Raw genomic sequence first — 15,034 nt, 5'->3', positions numbered from 1 at the left:
CCCCTGCCCCTAATCCCCAGAGGGGGCCCCGAGTTCCCCGTTCACGGGGAGGGGCTGGGGGTGGGGTTCCGACTGCATTGCAACAAAGTGAGAACCGCTATAGGTAACTCAGATAAACGCTGCATCATTTCTCACAACCGCTTCAGAACTAATTCTTATATATCTTCAAGCGATGTGGGGGTATGTAAAAACCTAATTTTTACATACCCTCTCCCATCTGGGAGATATATGTCAGTGTTAGCAACCCTCCCAGTATCAGCACTTGATTTAATGTGAGTTCGACAAGCGCTGTTTTGACCTCTCCCCCAGCCCCTCTCCTACGAGGAGAGGGGAGTAAAACCGTGATTTTTTCGTTCTTCCTCCCTCTCCTTACGGAGACGCTTCGCGAACGCTTTTTAGGAGAGGGAGGCCGGGAGGGAGAGGTTCATCGAACTCACGTTGATCTATCAGGAGTCCACCATGTCTAATTCTTATCATTACTCACATAGCGATCGCTTTTGGCAATATTCCAAATTTGGTTTAATGACATTAGGTGTGATATTTGTAGGCATGATTTTGCCTCAATGTGGCAGCGATAGAAATACTTTCAATCAAGCAGAAGCTGCTTACAAACAAGCAGATTGTCAAACCGCAATTAACTTATTTAATAATATTGTTGACAGCCCATCATTAGATGAAACTGAAATTGCCCGTGCTAAAGCCCAAAAAGCCGAATGTGAAGCCTTTCAAACAGGAGTTGACGCACAAAACCAGAGCAATTTCACCACAGCAATGGAATCATATACCAAATTCATTGAAAGTTATAATAATAGTCCTCTGTTGCCTGTGGTTCGTCAAAAAGCTTCTAATTTGTTGCAGGAATCACAACCTGACGAAATTGTCAAGGCTTCAGTTTGTGAGCGATTTAATTTAATTCTGCAAAATCAACTGCTACCCGAACCCAAGAAAAACTTACCATATTACTATCAAGCCTGTGGTCAAGTTTACACTAAAAACGCCCAATATAATCAAGCGATCGCTGTATACGAAAACTTTCTGCAAAACTATCCAAAACACAGTTTAGTACCGAAAATCAAAACTGCCCTAGCAACAGCCACCTTAGCAGCAGCTAAAACCGACAGTGCTGGGGAAATATCCCCACCAAGCCCCACAGGTAGAACTACCACAGGTTCTACTGTTGTCTTCATCCGCAACGACTCCCCAGAACCGATGCAAATTGTGTTTAGCGGTTCCCAGCCGCGGTTTGAAGAATTACAAGCTTGCAAAGACTGTCGAAGATATGTTGACACAGCACCAAAGCAATGTCCAAACAAAGGCCCTATAGGACGATATGTTCTCAAACCCGGAACCTATGACGTTGTTGTTAAATCTGCAGGTGGTAGGGTGCGACCATTTACAGGTCAATGGGCATTAAAAGACGCTACAGAGTATGCTCATTGCTTCTACATTGTCACAGGGCTGACTCTTCCAGTGAGCAAAAGTACAAATTAATTATTGTATTGTTTGGTAATACCAATTCTCTATAAAGATGAGCTTTTTATTTCTTAAACGAACCGCCCTCCGGGTTCAGCAGTGACGCTCCTGCGTCGCTAACGCTGCGCTAACGCAATCGACGCAAGGCGCCAAGACTGCGACTGCTTCACCAAGACGCCAAGAGCGCCAAGTAAGAAATAATGATCAAGCTCAAGTTAATATTGAGCTTGACTAAAGTAACTTGATTGATTTTGTACTTTTCTACTCCAAGGTAGGTAAATTATTCGGGTCAAGACCCTGAGATTGCAAATAAGCAATCAGCCGTTCTTTTTGTTGACGTTCTTGTTCAGCACGTTGACGTTCTTGTTCAGCACGTTGACGTTCTTGTTCAGCACGTTGGCGTTCCTGTTCAATTTGTTCCACAGCCCAGGGTAACAAATTCCCGGTTTCATCCCACCACCGCAACCAGTAACCAGTTCGAGATTCTTTTGTACCTTGCCAAGTTTCCAAAAATAAGCCTATTGCTTCAACCCAATGATGACCATTTTCATTGGGTTGTTTTAATTCATAGCGTTTATTCTCTAATTCATAAAATTCCAATAAACCGCTATTTGGTTCAAAAATTACGTAAATGGGAATCTGCAATATTTGCTCGTAGAAAAACCATTTTCCCAGTGGATAAGTTCGCTTGAATGAATATTCTCCGCCCTCAGTGTCAGAGAGAAATTCTATCGCGATCGCTGGAATATCACCTTCTAAATTTGGTGTATAACTTTTACGATTTTCCACAACTTGATTAACCGACGGGACATAAACCCAGTCAGATGCCTTAACTATAAATTGCCCGTTAACAGTTGCACAAAGAGCAAAATTTGAAGCTATTAACATCTGCGGTTGGATGAAACCACTGATTTCTAAACTTTCACGCAAAGCACCAGCCAAAATAGGCTGTCCTATATTCTCCACCGGTTCATCCTCTAATTGAAAATCGTCGGGCAACGCTTCCCAAGAGATTACTGGTTCAGTTAGTGATTTTGCTTCACCGAGTTGGGTTGCCATAGACACAGCATGAATTTAATTTTATTTTTTATTGTATCTCTTCAAGGACAGGCGTGCAGGCGATCGCTGACACACCCGTCTACCGTTTTATCTGCTGCATAACCCTAATTGACAAGATTTTCTCCAGTTTTTACATATCCTCTCACCGCCTGAAGATATATGTCTGTGAGTTCACAGTTAACTCTCACTTAGTTGGAGAATCAATAACTTGTGAACTAGCGCTAAACCAGGAAAATATGATGAAACCTATGATGCGATCGCTCATTTTCACTGCTGCTGGTATTTTTGTATCTATTCTGGACAATCATCAAACACAAAATCTAGGAAATTGCCTAAATAAGTAATAGCGTCAGGCTATTAAAAACATAAAATTTATGGAGTAAGCTGTGAAAACAATTCCTCAATTCATGATATTTTTTCTGATTTCAACTACTATCTCTATATTTTGCGATTTTAGTAATCGAAACTGGATATCATTCCTTGAATTTCAAGATAACAGAGTTTTAGCACAAAGTTTAAATAACAATCTTACTACCAAACAAAATCAGGCTGATAATCAAATGTTAAAAACCCTAGCTGAAAAAAATAAAATATTTGCTGCACTCGAATTTTCCGAACGTATTTGCACTCGCGGGCGGAGAGTGTTAAAAACTGACATCTGACCCCTGTACGGGCGGGTTTATCTAGATAACTTGCTACCAATTGAGTAATATTGCAAAACCCGCCCCTACAACTGACAACTAACAACTAACAACTAACTAAAATTTATGAAACGCATCACATCTGGTATTTTGCTAACTGCTTGTATTTGGTCTGGGCTGGGTATGTTCTCCATTCCACCGCAAGTGACGGCGGTTGCTCAAACTCAAGAAGGCAATGATTTATTTTACATGTATAAAGGACAACGTATTCCTTTAAATCAAAGGCAGGATGCGATCGCTGTCTCTTTTAAGAAAGTCGCTACCCGTGGCATTGCGGCTCAACCTCTTTACTTGCAACTCCAAGAATCACTTAAAGGTGGTGTTCGAGGAGGTAATTCACCTACAGTTAGTCCTTTGGGTGAAAACTATGCTGTTGTCAATCTGCCAACTCAAGTTCCCAATGTTGCCGCAACTATTCAACAGCGCATTCAACAACAACCTTACGTAGAAAATACCTTACCAGTACTGACTCGCCGGGAAACCAAAGAAGTTATTATTTTGCCCAATGAAATTATTGTGAGCTTTGAACCCAAAGTTTCACCAAGTCAAAGACAGGCGATTTTACAGCAGAATAATTTGGCAATTGTACGTCCGTTGCGCTTCAATCGCGATCGCTATCTAGTTAAGTCCACGGCGGCAGCTGGAACACAAATTCTCAATGTCGCTAACCAACTATACAGTGTTAAGGGAGTCACTTCTGCTGCTCCCAACTTCATCCAATCAGTGAGAAGGGACTGGGGATCAGGGACTAAGGACTGGGAACTGGGCAAGAGTTTTCTCAATACCCAATCCCCAATTCCCAATTCCCAATCCCCAATTCCCAATACTAGAGCCATTTCTGTGAAAAGCAACTTACTAGGACTGGCGTGGCATTTGGACAGTGAACCTTTAAAACAATGTTTGTCACAGCCAATATCTGGTTGGGAATCACTGCAAAACTGCTTGCAACACCCGACTGCAAATACAAAGTCTACTGTATCCCGTACAGATATTCGCGTTACTGATGCCTGGAAACATAGTAATGGAGGACGCGGTGTAGTTGTAGCAGTTCTAGACAGCCTGATTCAATGGGATCATCCTGATTTGGCTGGTAGTTTGTACACCGTCAAAGCTGCTGACAAATGCCCAAATGAAATTCACGGCTGGGATTTTTCTAGTGGTGGTAATAGTCTCGAACCCTGTGAAATCGGTGATGGCGATACGCGTATTAGTCGTGACGAACTCGCCATCCTCAAAGCCAGATTTCAAGATACTTTCAAACTCTCTGATGCCGAACTGGTGCAGCAATACCCCGAAGAAGCGTCGGAAGTTAAGCAAAACAAACCAGATTATTCTGTAGGGCAAATTGCGGAAGCTTTACGTTACGTTTTTCGGACTTACAAAGTCGGGGGAGAATTTCATGGTACTTGGGTGAGTGGTGTAATTGCAGCTAAATCCCAAAATAATCAAGGATTAGTGGGTGTAGCTCCCAATGCTCAAATTTTACCCGTGCGGCTGTTTGGATTAAATGGTAGTTATAGCCCTTCTGCTTATATTGAGGCTATTGGCTATGCTAGCGATCGCGGTGCTGATATCATTAATCTCAGCTTGGGTAGTACCCTTCCTACAGAAGGAGAAGAACAAGCGATCGCTGATATCCTCAAAGCTAACCCTAAACTGGTAATTGTCGCTTCTGCTGGTAACGAAAACTCCAACCAAGTAGCCTATCCCGCTGCATATCCGGGAGTGGTTGCCGTTGGTGCAACTAATATTTTAGGGAATCGCGCTCCTTACAGTAACTACGGCAAAGGATTAGATGTAGTTGCACCAGGAGGAGACTTTGACACACCAGGATTTATCGGCGGAATTCCCACCACAGGCGGTACTTGGCTAGATGCTTTTTGGCAAGGAATACCCAAACCTAACTCTCGTTGGTCTTCAGTGTTGGATGAACGCGGTAAATATTGGTGGGTACAGGGTACATCTTTCTCTGCACCAGCCGTAGCCGGGGTAGTGGCATTGATGAAAGGAGAAAATAAACAAATTCCCAGAGAACGTTTAGTCAGTATCCTTAAATCTACAGCTAGTTATGAATGGCTGAATATTTCTGAGGAAGATGCTAGATTATATCGTTCACAACGGCGCAAAGGTGCAGTGTCTTCTTCAGTCAAAGGTCAAGAGTACTTCTTTGGTAAAGGACTTGTGAATGCAGATGCAGCAGTACAGGCGGTGAAGTAATTCGTAATTTGTAATTAAGTTTTGTAGGGTGCGTTATGGACTCTTGTCCTAACGCACCCTACCAAACTCAAATCTTTTGTATTAATGGTTTTTTTGACTTGTGTACACGGTAGCCGCGTCGGAGAGGGGTTGGGAAGAGGTTCATCGAACTCACTTTAACTTACATATCCTCGCGTTGCTGAAATATATATATAGTGAAACCTGCTTGAACTAACTTGAAACTCTGACTCAAAAATCAGTAAAGACGCGCTATGCCGTGTCTTTTCAGATCTTGCATCTGACCCTGAGTACGCCTTGAACTTAAGTTCAAGGCTTATAGCTAAAGTCCGTTTTAACGGACTGAAATTGATGTTTAGTAAGCTTGAGCTTACTTCAGCTTTTAGCCTGTGAAATAAATTTCTTGGCGGGAAATTGGGCAGGTGCAAGATTTGAGCCTTTTTAAAACTCAACACTGGGCATGATAACTTATGTATTCTCCAAAAATTGATTTAATCGCGTTTATCACTCTCATCTTGACTGGTTTAATACCTTGTGCTGTTAACTTTCCCGTACTAATTCAGGCATCACAGGTATTAGCACAAACACCCACCGATCGCAAAGCAGAAGCCGAACGGCTAGTGAAACAAGGTATTGAGCAGTTTCAAACAAGTCAATTTGAAGTTGCGTTCCAGTCAGTGCAACAGGCGCTAATTATTTATCGAGAAATCAAAGACCGCCAAGGAGAGGGCGCGGTATTAAATAATCTGGGAGTAGCTTACAATATCTTGGGAGACTACGCCAAGGCGATTGATTATTTACAGCAGGGTTTAGCGATCGCACGAGAAACCAAAAACCGCCAACAACAGGCAAATATTCTGGGTGGACTGGGAAGTGCTTACTTAAAGTTAGGAGACTACACCAAAGCGATTGACTACCAACAGCAGAGATTAGCGATCGCCAAGGAAATCAAAGACCGCGCAGCACAACAGCAATCTCTGGGTGAACTGGAAATTGCTTACTTAAAACTAGAAGACTACACCAAAGCTATTAACTACCAGCAACAGAGTTTAGCGATCGCTAGGGAAATACTAGACCGCAAGGGTGAAAGAAATGCTCTAGGCAATCTAGGAAATATTTACAATTTCCATGAAGATTACCCCAAAGCAGTTGATTACTACCAGCAAAGTTTAGCAATTTCTAGAGATATCAAAGACCGTCAAGCTGAAAGTATAGCCTTGAACAATCTGGGAAGTGTTTACTTTGCTTTGAAAGACTACACCAAAGCAATTGAATATTATCAGCAATATATGCTGATGGCACCGCAAATCAAAGACCGCAAAACTGAGGTAGTTATCCTGGAAAATCTTGCCCAATCTTATGCAGCTTTAAAAGATTTACCACGGGCAATTGAATCTTATCAACAGCTTTTAGCGCTAGCACAGCAAATCAAAGACCAAAAACGCGAGTTACTTGCATTATTCAGTCTCGGCAGAGCTTATAAGCAGCTAAAACAATTCCCACGAGCAATTGTATATTATCAACAGCTTTTAGCGATAGCACAACAAATCAAAGACCAACAAATAGAGTTTTTGGCGCTCATCAATCTTGGTATAGCTTATAAAGGTTAAGGGGAAAAGGGAAAAACCTTTTCCCTTTAACCTTTTCCCTTTACCCATACAAAACTTTACATAGTTTGGTTTAATCGCGTCTACTTACTTACAACCGTAGGAAAAATTCGACTCAAGTCTAATAAGGCATCTTCAAATCCAGGAATCGCCACTGACTGATGTGGCAAAGATATCTGCTTGCTGAGATAATTGAATTTACCTTGAGCATTTTGATAAGGTTGGCTGTAATGCTCAAGTTGGCGAATATTTAAGTTGACAATCCAATAATCAAAAATTCCGGCTTCTGCGTAGACTTCTAACTTTGTTGTTTGGTCGTAATTTAGGGTTGAGTCGGAAATTTCAATCACTAAAAAAATATCTTCAGGATAAGGATGATGGGGAAGATAGTCAGTTTCGTTTCCTCGTGCGATCGCCACATCTGGTTCAGGTTCACTATCTAATGGTAGTATGATAGGCTCTTGACAACGCACAACAGCCCGATCGCCCAGCAATCGATCCAGCTGTCTACAAAGTCGAGTTGTGCAAAATGTATGAGTTGTGCCTTTGGCTACCATCTGAATTAGTTCTCCGCGAATCAATTCGATGCGATCGCTCTCCTTGAGAAATTCCAGTTCAATCAGCCGATGATATTCGTCAATAGTGAATCGCTTTGGTGTGACAACGTTCATGGGACATCACCGATTTAACTGTTATGTAGCAATATTATTTGATTTATAAACTAGTGGCTGAATTTTGCATATCCTCCCACCGACGAAAGATATATGTTGGTAAATTTTCCCCTCCTATATAAAAACTCCTAACTCTCAATCCCAACTATGCGTTATCGAAAACTCTGTTTAATTGCATTGATCACGCTCATTCTGGTAATTTCACAGCCATTTGCTCATCAGCTAATACTATTTCCAGCAACGCAGGTATTAGCACAAACCCCAGCAGACCGGAAAGCAGAAGCAGACCGACTGTTGCAGCAAGGTATTGAGCAGTATCAAACAAGTCAATTTGAAGCCGCGTTACAGTCTTGGCAACAGGCGCTAGTTATCTACCGAGAAATCAAAGACCGTTTAGGGGAGGAACAATCTCTCGGCAATCTGGGACTTGCTTACTATGCCTTGGGAGACTATATCAAAGCGATTGGGTACGAGCAGCAGAGTTTGACCATTGCACGAGAAATCAAAGACCATTTAGGGGAGGGACAATCTCTCGGCAATCTGGGAATTGCTTACTATGCTCTGGGAGACTACATCAAAGCGATTGGGTACGAGCAGCAGAGTTTGGCCATTGCACGAGAAATCAAAAACCGCCAAGGGGAGGGGGCTGCTCTCGGCAATCTGGGAAATGCTTACTTTTCTCTAGGAGACTACAAAAAAGCGATTGAGTATCACTCTTCAAGTTTGGCTATCAAAAGGGAAATCAAAGACCATGTAGGGGAGGGAAAATCTCTTGGCAATTTGGGGCTTGCTTACCATGCTCTGGGAGACTACAAAAAAGCGATTGAGTACCACTCTTCAAGTTTGGCTATCAAAAGGGAAATCAAAGACCATGTAGGGGAAGAACAATCTCTCGGCAATCTGGGAATTACTTACAATGCTATGGGAGAGTACGTCAAAGCGATTGAGTGCCACTCCTTAAGTTTGGCGATCGCACGAGAAATCAAAGATCGTTTAGGGGAGGGGATTGCTCTCGGCAATCTGGGAATTGCTTACTTTTCCCTGGGAGACTATGCCAAAGCCATTGAGTACCAGTCCTCAAAATTGACCATCGCACGAGAAATCAAAGATCGTTTAGGGGAGGGGAATGCACTGGGTAATCTGGGACTTGCCTACGATGGTCTGGGAGACCACACCAAAGCGATTGAGTACCACTCCTCAAGTTTGGCGATCGCACGAGAAATCAATTACCGTAATGTGGAGGAACGATCTCTCGGTAATCTGGGACTTGCTTACTATGCCCTGGGAGACTACAAAAAAGCCATTGAGTACCACTCCTCAAGTTTAGCGATCGCACGAGAAATCAATGACCGTAATGGGGAGGGACGATCTCTTGGTAATCTGGGAATTGCTTACGGTGCCCTGAAAGACTACACCAAAATGATTGAGTATGAGCAGCAGAGTTTGGCGATTGCACGAGAAATCAATGACCGTAATGGGGAAGCAAAATCTCTAAACAATTTAGGAGTAGCTTTCCAGAAATCTGGCAATCTCAAAGAAGCTGAAAAAATCCTGCGTGCTGGGATTGAAGTACGGAAATCTATCAGAAGAGACTTAGGTAACAATGATGCTTACAAAGTCTCAATTTTTGAAGAACAAGCTCGGACTTACCGCACACTGCAACAAGTTCTAATTGCTCAGAATAAAACCAATGATGCACTAGAAATTTCTGAGCAGGGACGCAGCAGGGCGCTTGTGGATCTGTTAAATTCACGCTTGTCTGGTAAAAATGCAGTTCCAACTGTAGAACCTACACTGTCGCTGCTAAAACAAATTGCCAAACAGCATTCATCTACTTTGGTTGAATATTCTATTATTCCTGACGAGTTCAAAATTCAAGGTAAACAAGAAACCAATGAATCAGAACTCTACATTTGGGTAATCAAACCCACGGGTGAAGTCACCTTTCGCAAAGCTGACCTCAAACCCCTTTGGCAAAAACAAAATACAACCCTTGCACAAGTCGTTACTACCACCCGCGACTCCATTGGCGTAACACGCAGTATTTTTAAAGCTGAAGTTGTGAATCCTGTTGATGACAAGCTGCAAACACAAAGCTTACAAAAATTGCATCAACTATTAATTGAACCTATTGCAGACCTCCTTCCCAGTGAGGAAAATCAGCGTGTGATTTTCGTTCCCCAACGTGACTTATTCCTGGTTCCCTTCCCCGCACTGCAAGATAAACAGGGTAAATATTTGATTGCCAAACACACAATCCTCACAGCCCCATCAATTCAAGTCTTAGATTTAACTCGCCAGCAACGCCAAAAAGTCAAACTTGCAGGCGTGAGTGAAGCATTGGTCTTAGGAAATCCTACCATGCCCAGTGTTGCCGCCAAAATTGGCGAAAAACCAGAAAAGTTGCAGAATTTACCAGGCGCAAAACGCGAAGCACAAGCCATTGCACCCTTACTCAACACCACAATACTCACAGGTGACTCAGCCACCAAAGCCGCAGTTTTGGCACGAATACCCAAAGCCAGAATTATACATTTAGCCACTCATGGAATATTCGATGACTTTCAAGGATTACAAAGTGCGATCGCATTAGCACCCACTGCAACAGACAACGGTTTACTTACCGCTGAAGAGATTTTACAACTTAAACTCAATGCCGAATTAGTGGTTTTAAGTGCTTGCAACACCGGACGCGGACGCATTACAGGCGATGGTGTCATTGGTTTATCTCGTTCATTAATTACCGCAGGTGCGCCCAGTGTGATAGTTTCCTTATGGTCAGTTAATGACAATTCTACATCATTATTAATGACTGAATTTTATCAAAATCTGCAAAAGTTCGACAAAGCCACAGCATTACGAAAAGCGATGCTTACAACACAGAAAAAATATCAAAATCCCTTACATTGGGCTGCTTTTACATTAATCGGTGAATCTGAGTGAGTTGTCAGTTGTCAGTTGTCAGTTGTTAGTTGTCAGTTGTCAGTTGTTAACACTCTTTCCAATTCCCAATTCCCAATTCCCAATGCCCAATGCCCCAATCGGTTCGGATAAGCATTTTAAACTCACAATAGGTTTTGGGGAAAAGGTTACTGGGCTTGGGTTAAAGGTTTTTCTTCCCCTTTTCCCTTTCCCCTTTCCCCTTTAACCGAACCGTATTGCCCAATGCCCCATGCCCAATTCCCAATTATGCCCTACATCAAACGTCGTCAATTTCTACAATTTTCTGCTTCTGCTTTCACAACGTTAGGCTTAAGCCAGTTTGATATTAAGCGCCACAGCCAAGTGCTTGCCCAAAATACAGGTCGCAAACTAGCATTACTCGTAGGAATTAATCAATATTCCAAAAATGATGGTTTACCCCCCTTGGAAGGTTGCGTTAATGATGTCAAGTTGCAGCAACAATTATTAATTTACCGCTTTGGCTTTAAACCGGAAAATATTCTCACTTTGACTGATCAACAAGCGACTCGTCAAGGCATCCTCGCAGCTTTTGAAACTCACCTAATTAATCAAGCCCAGCCTGGGGATGTGGTGTTATTTCACTTTTCTGGACATGGTTCCCAAATACAAGACCCAGATAGAGATTCACCCGATGGACTCAATAGCACCCTAGTCCCCATAGATAGCGCTTTACCAGCAGGATATCCTGTGTCTGGTGGTGCAGTCAAAGACATTATGGGACACACGCTGTTTTTACTGATGTATGCACTCAAAACAGATAATGTTACTGTTGTACTCGATAGCTGTTTTTCTGGCGGTGGGAAACGGGGGAATTTGCGAGTGCGATCGCGTGCTGGTGGCGCACTGCTACAACCCAGTGCAGAAGAGTTAGAATATCAGCGTCAATGGCTTGGGCGACTTCAGCTTTCTCAGCAAGAGTTTATCCAAAAACGCAGACAAGCAGTTGCTAAAGGTGTGGTTATCGCCAGCGCCAGAAAGGAACAATACGCTGCTGATGTGCCTTTTGCAGGCTTTCATGCTGGGGCGTTTACCTATGTGTTAACTCAATATCTTTGGCAACAAACTGGTAGAGAATCTGTAAATAGTGCGATCGCAAATATTGCCCGCACTACAAAATTATTAGCTAGTGAAAACGGCAATTCTCAAGACCCTGAATTGGAATCGAATCTCAGCCGCGCCAATGCTAACACACTCATTTATTTCACACCAGTGCAAGCCATTCCAGCGGAAGCTGTAGTCACCCAAGTAACAGGTAGTCAAGCAGATTTATGGCTGGGTGGTATTGACTCGCAAAATTTAGAAGCTTTCACAAACAATCCCCTATTCTCAGTTTTGGATGCTCAAGGTAATGAAATCGGATTAATGAAGTTAGAATCACGTCAAGGATTAGTAGGCAAAGGTACACTCACAAATAGACGCTCAATCGGCAAAATTAAACCAGGAACTTTATTACAAGAACGTATCCGCAGCATTCCTAATAATCCTACTTTAAAAATTGGTATTGATGAATCTCTTGATGAGCAAACAGCCCAACAAGCAATACAAACTATGCAAGCACTTCCTCGCATTGAACCCCAACCTTTGGGACAGCAAGAAGTGCAATATATTTTTGGGCGCATGACTCAGACTCAATATCAACAATTACAGAAAAAGGGATTATTCAACCTACCAAAAATCGGTAGTTTAGGTTTATTTTTACCCAGTCAAGACCAAATTATCCCTAACTCTTTTGGCAAACCAAATGAACCTGTAAATGAAGCTGTAAAACGTTTGCAACCAAAATTCAAGTCACTGTTAGCAGCACGAATAGTTAAGCAAATACTCAGCAATACAAATTCATCACGAATTAACGTCACTGTTTCGATGAATGTTGCTGGTAGTAATGAAATTCTGGGAGAAACTTTTCCCATTCGGGGTATTACTAAAGTACCTAAAAAGCCAAAACCTAAACCGCCATCTGCGTCTGCTAACTTTTCAAATACTGGGTTACGTCAATTATCTGTAGGAACCAAAGTTAACTTTCAAATACAAAATAACGAATCTCAGCCACTCTACGTCAGCATTTTAGTAATTGATGCCGCAGGAGAAATGACAGTCATTTTTCCTTTTGATTGGTCAGCTTCACAAAATGCTGCTTTGGTAAACGCAAACCAAACAAAAGTAATTCCTCAGCCTGATGATGATTTTGAACTGAACATTGATAAACCTTTGGGAATTTCAGAAGCATTAATTATTGCCAGTACCACCCCCCTACGAACTTCTTTACAAGCCTTACAAAAAATTGCTGGATCAAGAGGATTTGCCAATCGCAGTTCACCCATTTCTGTAAGTGATGAATTATTAGATGTGACCAATAATTTACTAGATGATTTAGATGCAGGGACTCGTGGTGGTATTAGTGTCAAAGAAATACAACTACCACCAGGAGTTCGTGGGATTGACACTACAAAACTGGCAGCAATGGCAATTGCATTTGAGGTAGTTGAGTCTTAATGTTCAAGAACAAGGTTAGTCAGTTTGGGTTCGGCTTACGGGTACGTGCTAGGCTGCTGAGGCGGATTTATCCGTTTGATACCATTTCACTAAATAAATGATACAAATAATTTCTCCTCTGCTCCTCTGCCCCCCTGCTCCTCTGCTGGACTAAATGTATCAACCTTAAAGTAAAACGGTATGAGGCATTCCTGGTTGATGGTAATATCAAGTTCGGCTAATTACTTACGATATAGTTGGTTTGGTGGGTAATCGGAAAGAAAATACAGTTTACCAATCGCCAATTACCATAAACCCCGACTGTATTTAACAATTAGCTAAAGGTTATTAGAGTGAAAAGAATAGAAGTTGAACAAAGAACAATTTTGATTGGTTTAGCAGGTAGCCACGGCTATGGGTTAAACCGTCCTGATTCAGATTTTGATTTTCGAGGAGTATTCATTGCACCCAAGAGGTACTACTTGGGATTTGATCATATAGAACAAAAAGATGCTGGTTGGGATGAACCTGGAATATTTCCTTTCCTTGATAACAACAAAGATACAGTTATATATGAACTCAAGAAAATATTGCAATTATTATCTGGTGCAAATCCTAATGTTTTAGAATTGCTGTGGTTGCATAACTATCCTGTTTTAACTTCAGTCGGTCAAAAGTTAATTAGTCATAAAAAGCTATTTTTGAGTAAGAAAGTTAAACATACTTACTCCGGCTATGCTTTTGCTCAAATCAAGAAAATGGAAACTCATCGGAAGTGGTTATTAAATCCCCCGTCAAAGAAACCACTACCCTCAGATTTTGGGATAGAAGATGAAGCCCCATTAATCAAAGATGAACTCAATGCTTTTTTAGAGTATCTTTATATCTTAATTAGAGGAAGAATTGAGTTTTTAGAAGAAGCTGAACAATTATATAAATTGCTGACGGCAGATATCGATTTTAAAGGAGTATTGAAACAATATACTTTACCTGATGAAACTTTAGAATATACTCAAAAGTTAACTAATAGCCGTAAGGATTTTATTCGCCTGCTGCAAAAAAGTCAAAACTATCAAATAGCTTTACGTGAATGGAAAGCTTATTTGTCATGGCAAGAAAATAGAAATCCAGTAAGGGCAGAGATGGAAAGAAAGTCCGGTTTTGACCTGAAGCATGGGATGCACTGCATTAGATTGCTACGCAGTGGACTAGAAATATTGCAGAAAGGGGAGATAATTGTAGATAGAAGGACTGCTGGAGATGTTGAAGATTTAAGAGCAATTCTTAAGGGTGAGTATACTTATGAGCAAGTGATGAAAATGGCAGAGGATTTAGTTACCCAAATGGAAATTGTTTACGAAGAATCAACCTTACCTGCTAAACCTGATTTAGAGCAAATTAATCAATTGTGTATGGAATTAGTAGAAATGCAACGATGGAGTCAATAGTCATTAGTCAGTGGTCAGTGGTTACAACAACTAACAACTAACAACTGACAACTGACAACTGACTTAAAGAGTTTGCAGCAAATCAGCAAAGCCATAAAAGCTAATAAAAAGCAATAATAATGCCGTGAGTTGGGTGACTCGCGTCTGGGGTGAGGGAGCGATCGCTTCTCGTACTAAGATAGAAATTGATGCCCCAACTACAAGACTCAAGCCTAGCACCAAATAAGGTCTATCTGCTGGTGCAATAGTTGCAATTGTTAACATCGCAATGGCTAGCATGAGCATCAATAACTCTACAAACCTGGGTGGATTGTATTGGCTAGCTAGAATAAAGCTGTTTAACCAAAAATTCCAAAATCTCATAGTTAGTTGAGTGCTGAACAGGGGAAGCAGGGGAAGCAGGGGGAGCAGGGGTGCAGGGGAGC

At 41.8% G+C, this 15,034-nt stretch carries 10 protein-coding genes; 7 read left to right on the top strand and 3 right to left on the bottom strand.

Annotated features, from left to right (window positions below):
- The first annotated feature begins 459 nt into the window (after nt 1-459).
- The gene (locus I8748_RS27695; protein WP_198127728.1) at nt 460-1,491 is read left to right on the top strand and encodes a tetratricopeptide repeat protein; all 1,032 of its coding nucleotides are present in this window, start codon (nt 460-462) and stop codon (nt 1,489-1,491) included.
- A gap of 243 nt (nt 1,492-1,734) precedes the next feature.
- Here the strand turns inward: I8748_RS27695 and I8748_RS27690 are convergent, their stop codons facing one another.
- The gene (locus I8748_RS27690) at nt 1,735-2,532 is read right to left on the bottom strand and encodes a Uma2 family endonuclease (protein WP_198127727.1); all 798 of its coding nucleotides are present in this window, start codon (nt 2,530-2,532) and stop codon (nt 1,735-1,737) included.
- Nucleotides 2,533-2,918: 386 nt separating this feature from the next.
- Between I8748_RS27690 and I8748_RS27685 the strand changes: the two genes are divergently transcribed.
- The 3 genes from I8748_RS27685 to I8748_RS27675 all read left to right on the top strand — a co-directional run bounded on the left by I8748_RS27685 (nt 2,919) and on the right by I8748_RS27675 (nt 7,057).
- Nucleotides 2,919-3,194 carry a hypothetical protein gene (locus tag I8748_RS27685; RefSeq protein ID WP_198127726.1) on the top strand — a complete coding sequence of 92 codons (276 nt, stop codon included), beginning with the start codon at nt 2,919-2,921 and terminating at the stop codon, nt 3,192-3,194.
- Between the two features lie 105 nt (nt 3,195-3,299).
- On the top strand, nt 3,300-5,450 hold the full coding sequence (locus I8748_RS27680) for a S8 family serine peptidase (protein ID WP_198127725.1): 2,151 nt from the start codon (nt 3,300-3,302) through the stop codon (nt 5,448-5,450).
- A gap of 467 nt (nt 5,451-5,917) precedes the next feature.
- Complete coding sequence (locus tag I8748_RS27675) at nt 5,918-7,057, top strand: tetratricopeptide repeat protein (protein ID WP_198127724.1); 1,140 nt, start codon at nt 5,918-5,920, stop codon at nt 7,055-7,057.
- Nucleotides 7,058-7,137: 80 nt separating this feature from the next.
- On the opposite strand, the gene I8748_RS27670 is transcribed toward I8748_RS27675, so the two are convergent.
- Nucleotides 7,138-7,725, bottom strand: coding sequence for a Uma2 family endonuclease (locus I8748_RS27670; RefSeq protein WP_198127723.1), 588 nt, complete (start codon nt 7,723-7,725; stop codon nt 7,138-7,140).
- A 147-nt stretch (nt 7,726-7,872) separates the two neighbouring features.
- Between I8748_RS27670 and I8748_RS27665 the strand changes: the two genes are divergently transcribed.
- From I8748_RS27665 to I8748_RS27655, 3 genes are all read left to right on the top strand, one after another.
- On the top strand, nt 7,873-10,668 hold the full coding sequence (locus I8748_RS27665; protein WP_198127722.1) for a CHAT domain-containing protein: 2,796 nt from the start codon (nt 7,873-7,875) through the stop codon (nt 10,666-10,668).
- 246 nt (nt 10,669-10,914) lie between these two features.
- Nucleotides 10,915-13,182 (top strand): caspase family protein, encoded by a 2,268-nt coding sequence (locus tag I8748_RS27660; RefSeq protein WP_198127721.1) that lies wholly within the window; start codon nt 10,915-10,917, stop codon nt 13,180-13,182.
- A 332-nt stretch (nt 13,183-13,514) separates the two neighbouring features.
- Nucleotides 13,515-14,609: a nucleotidyltransferase domain-containing protein gene (locus I8748_RS27655; protein WP_198127720.1), complete on the top strand. Its 1,095-nt coding sequence runs from the start codon at nt 13,515-13,517 to the stop codon at nt 14,607-14,609.
- A gap of 63 nt (nt 14,610-14,672) precedes the next feature.
- On the opposite strand, the gene I8748_RS27650 is transcribed toward I8748_RS27655, so the two are convergent.
- Nucleotides 14,673-14,972, bottom strand: coding sequence for a hypothetical protein (locus I8748_RS27650; RefSeq protein WP_198127719.1), 300 nt, complete (start codon nt 14,970-14,972; stop codon nt 14,673-14,675).
- Nucleotides 14,973-15,034: the final 62 nt, after the last annotated feature.

The sequence above is a fragment of the Amazonocrinis nigriterrae CENA67 genome (assembly GCF_016056305.1).
Classification (GTDB): domain Bacteria; phylum Cyanobacteriota; class Cyanobacteriia; order Cyanobacteriales; family Nostocaceae; genus Amazonocrinis; species Amazonocrinis nigriterrae.
Note: the sequence above shows the minus strand (reverse complement) of the source record. Positions and strands in the feature narration are given on the sequence as shown.

Excerpts from the sequence above, each read along its gene's own strand:
- I8748_RS27675 (WP_198127724.1), top strand. The coding sequence starts at position 5,918 with ATGTATTCTCCAAAAATTGATTTAATCGCGTTTATCACTCTCATCTTG.
- I8748_RS27690 (WP_198127727.1), bottom strand. The coding sequence starts at position 2,532 with ATGGCAACCCAACTCGGTGAAGCAAAATCACTAACTGAACCAGTAATC.
- I8748_RS27665 (WP_198127722.1), top strand. The coding sequence starts at position 7,873 with ATGCGTTATCGAAAACTCTGTTTAATTGCATTGATCACGCTCATTCTG.
- I8748_RS27670 (WP_198127723.1), bottom strand. The coding sequence starts at position 7,725 with ATGAACGTTGTCACACCAAAGCGATTCACTATTGACGAATATCATCGG.
- I8748_RS27660 (WP_198127721.1), top strand. The coding sequence starts at position 10,915 with ATGCCCTACATCAAACGTCGTCAATTTCTACAATTTTCTGCTTCTGCT.
- I8748_RS27650 (WP_198127719.1), bottom strand. The coding sequence starts at position 14,972 with ATGAGATTTTGGAATTTTTGGTTAAACAGCTTTATTCTAGCTAGCCAA.
- I8748_RS27680 (WP_198127725.1), top strand. The coding sequence starts at position 3,300 with ATGAAACGCATCACATCTGGTATTTTGCTAACTGCTTGTATTTGGTCT.
- I8748_RS27695 (WP_198127728.1), top strand. The coding sequence starts at position 460 with ATGTCTAATTCTTATCATTACTCACATAGCGATCGCTTTTGGCAATAT.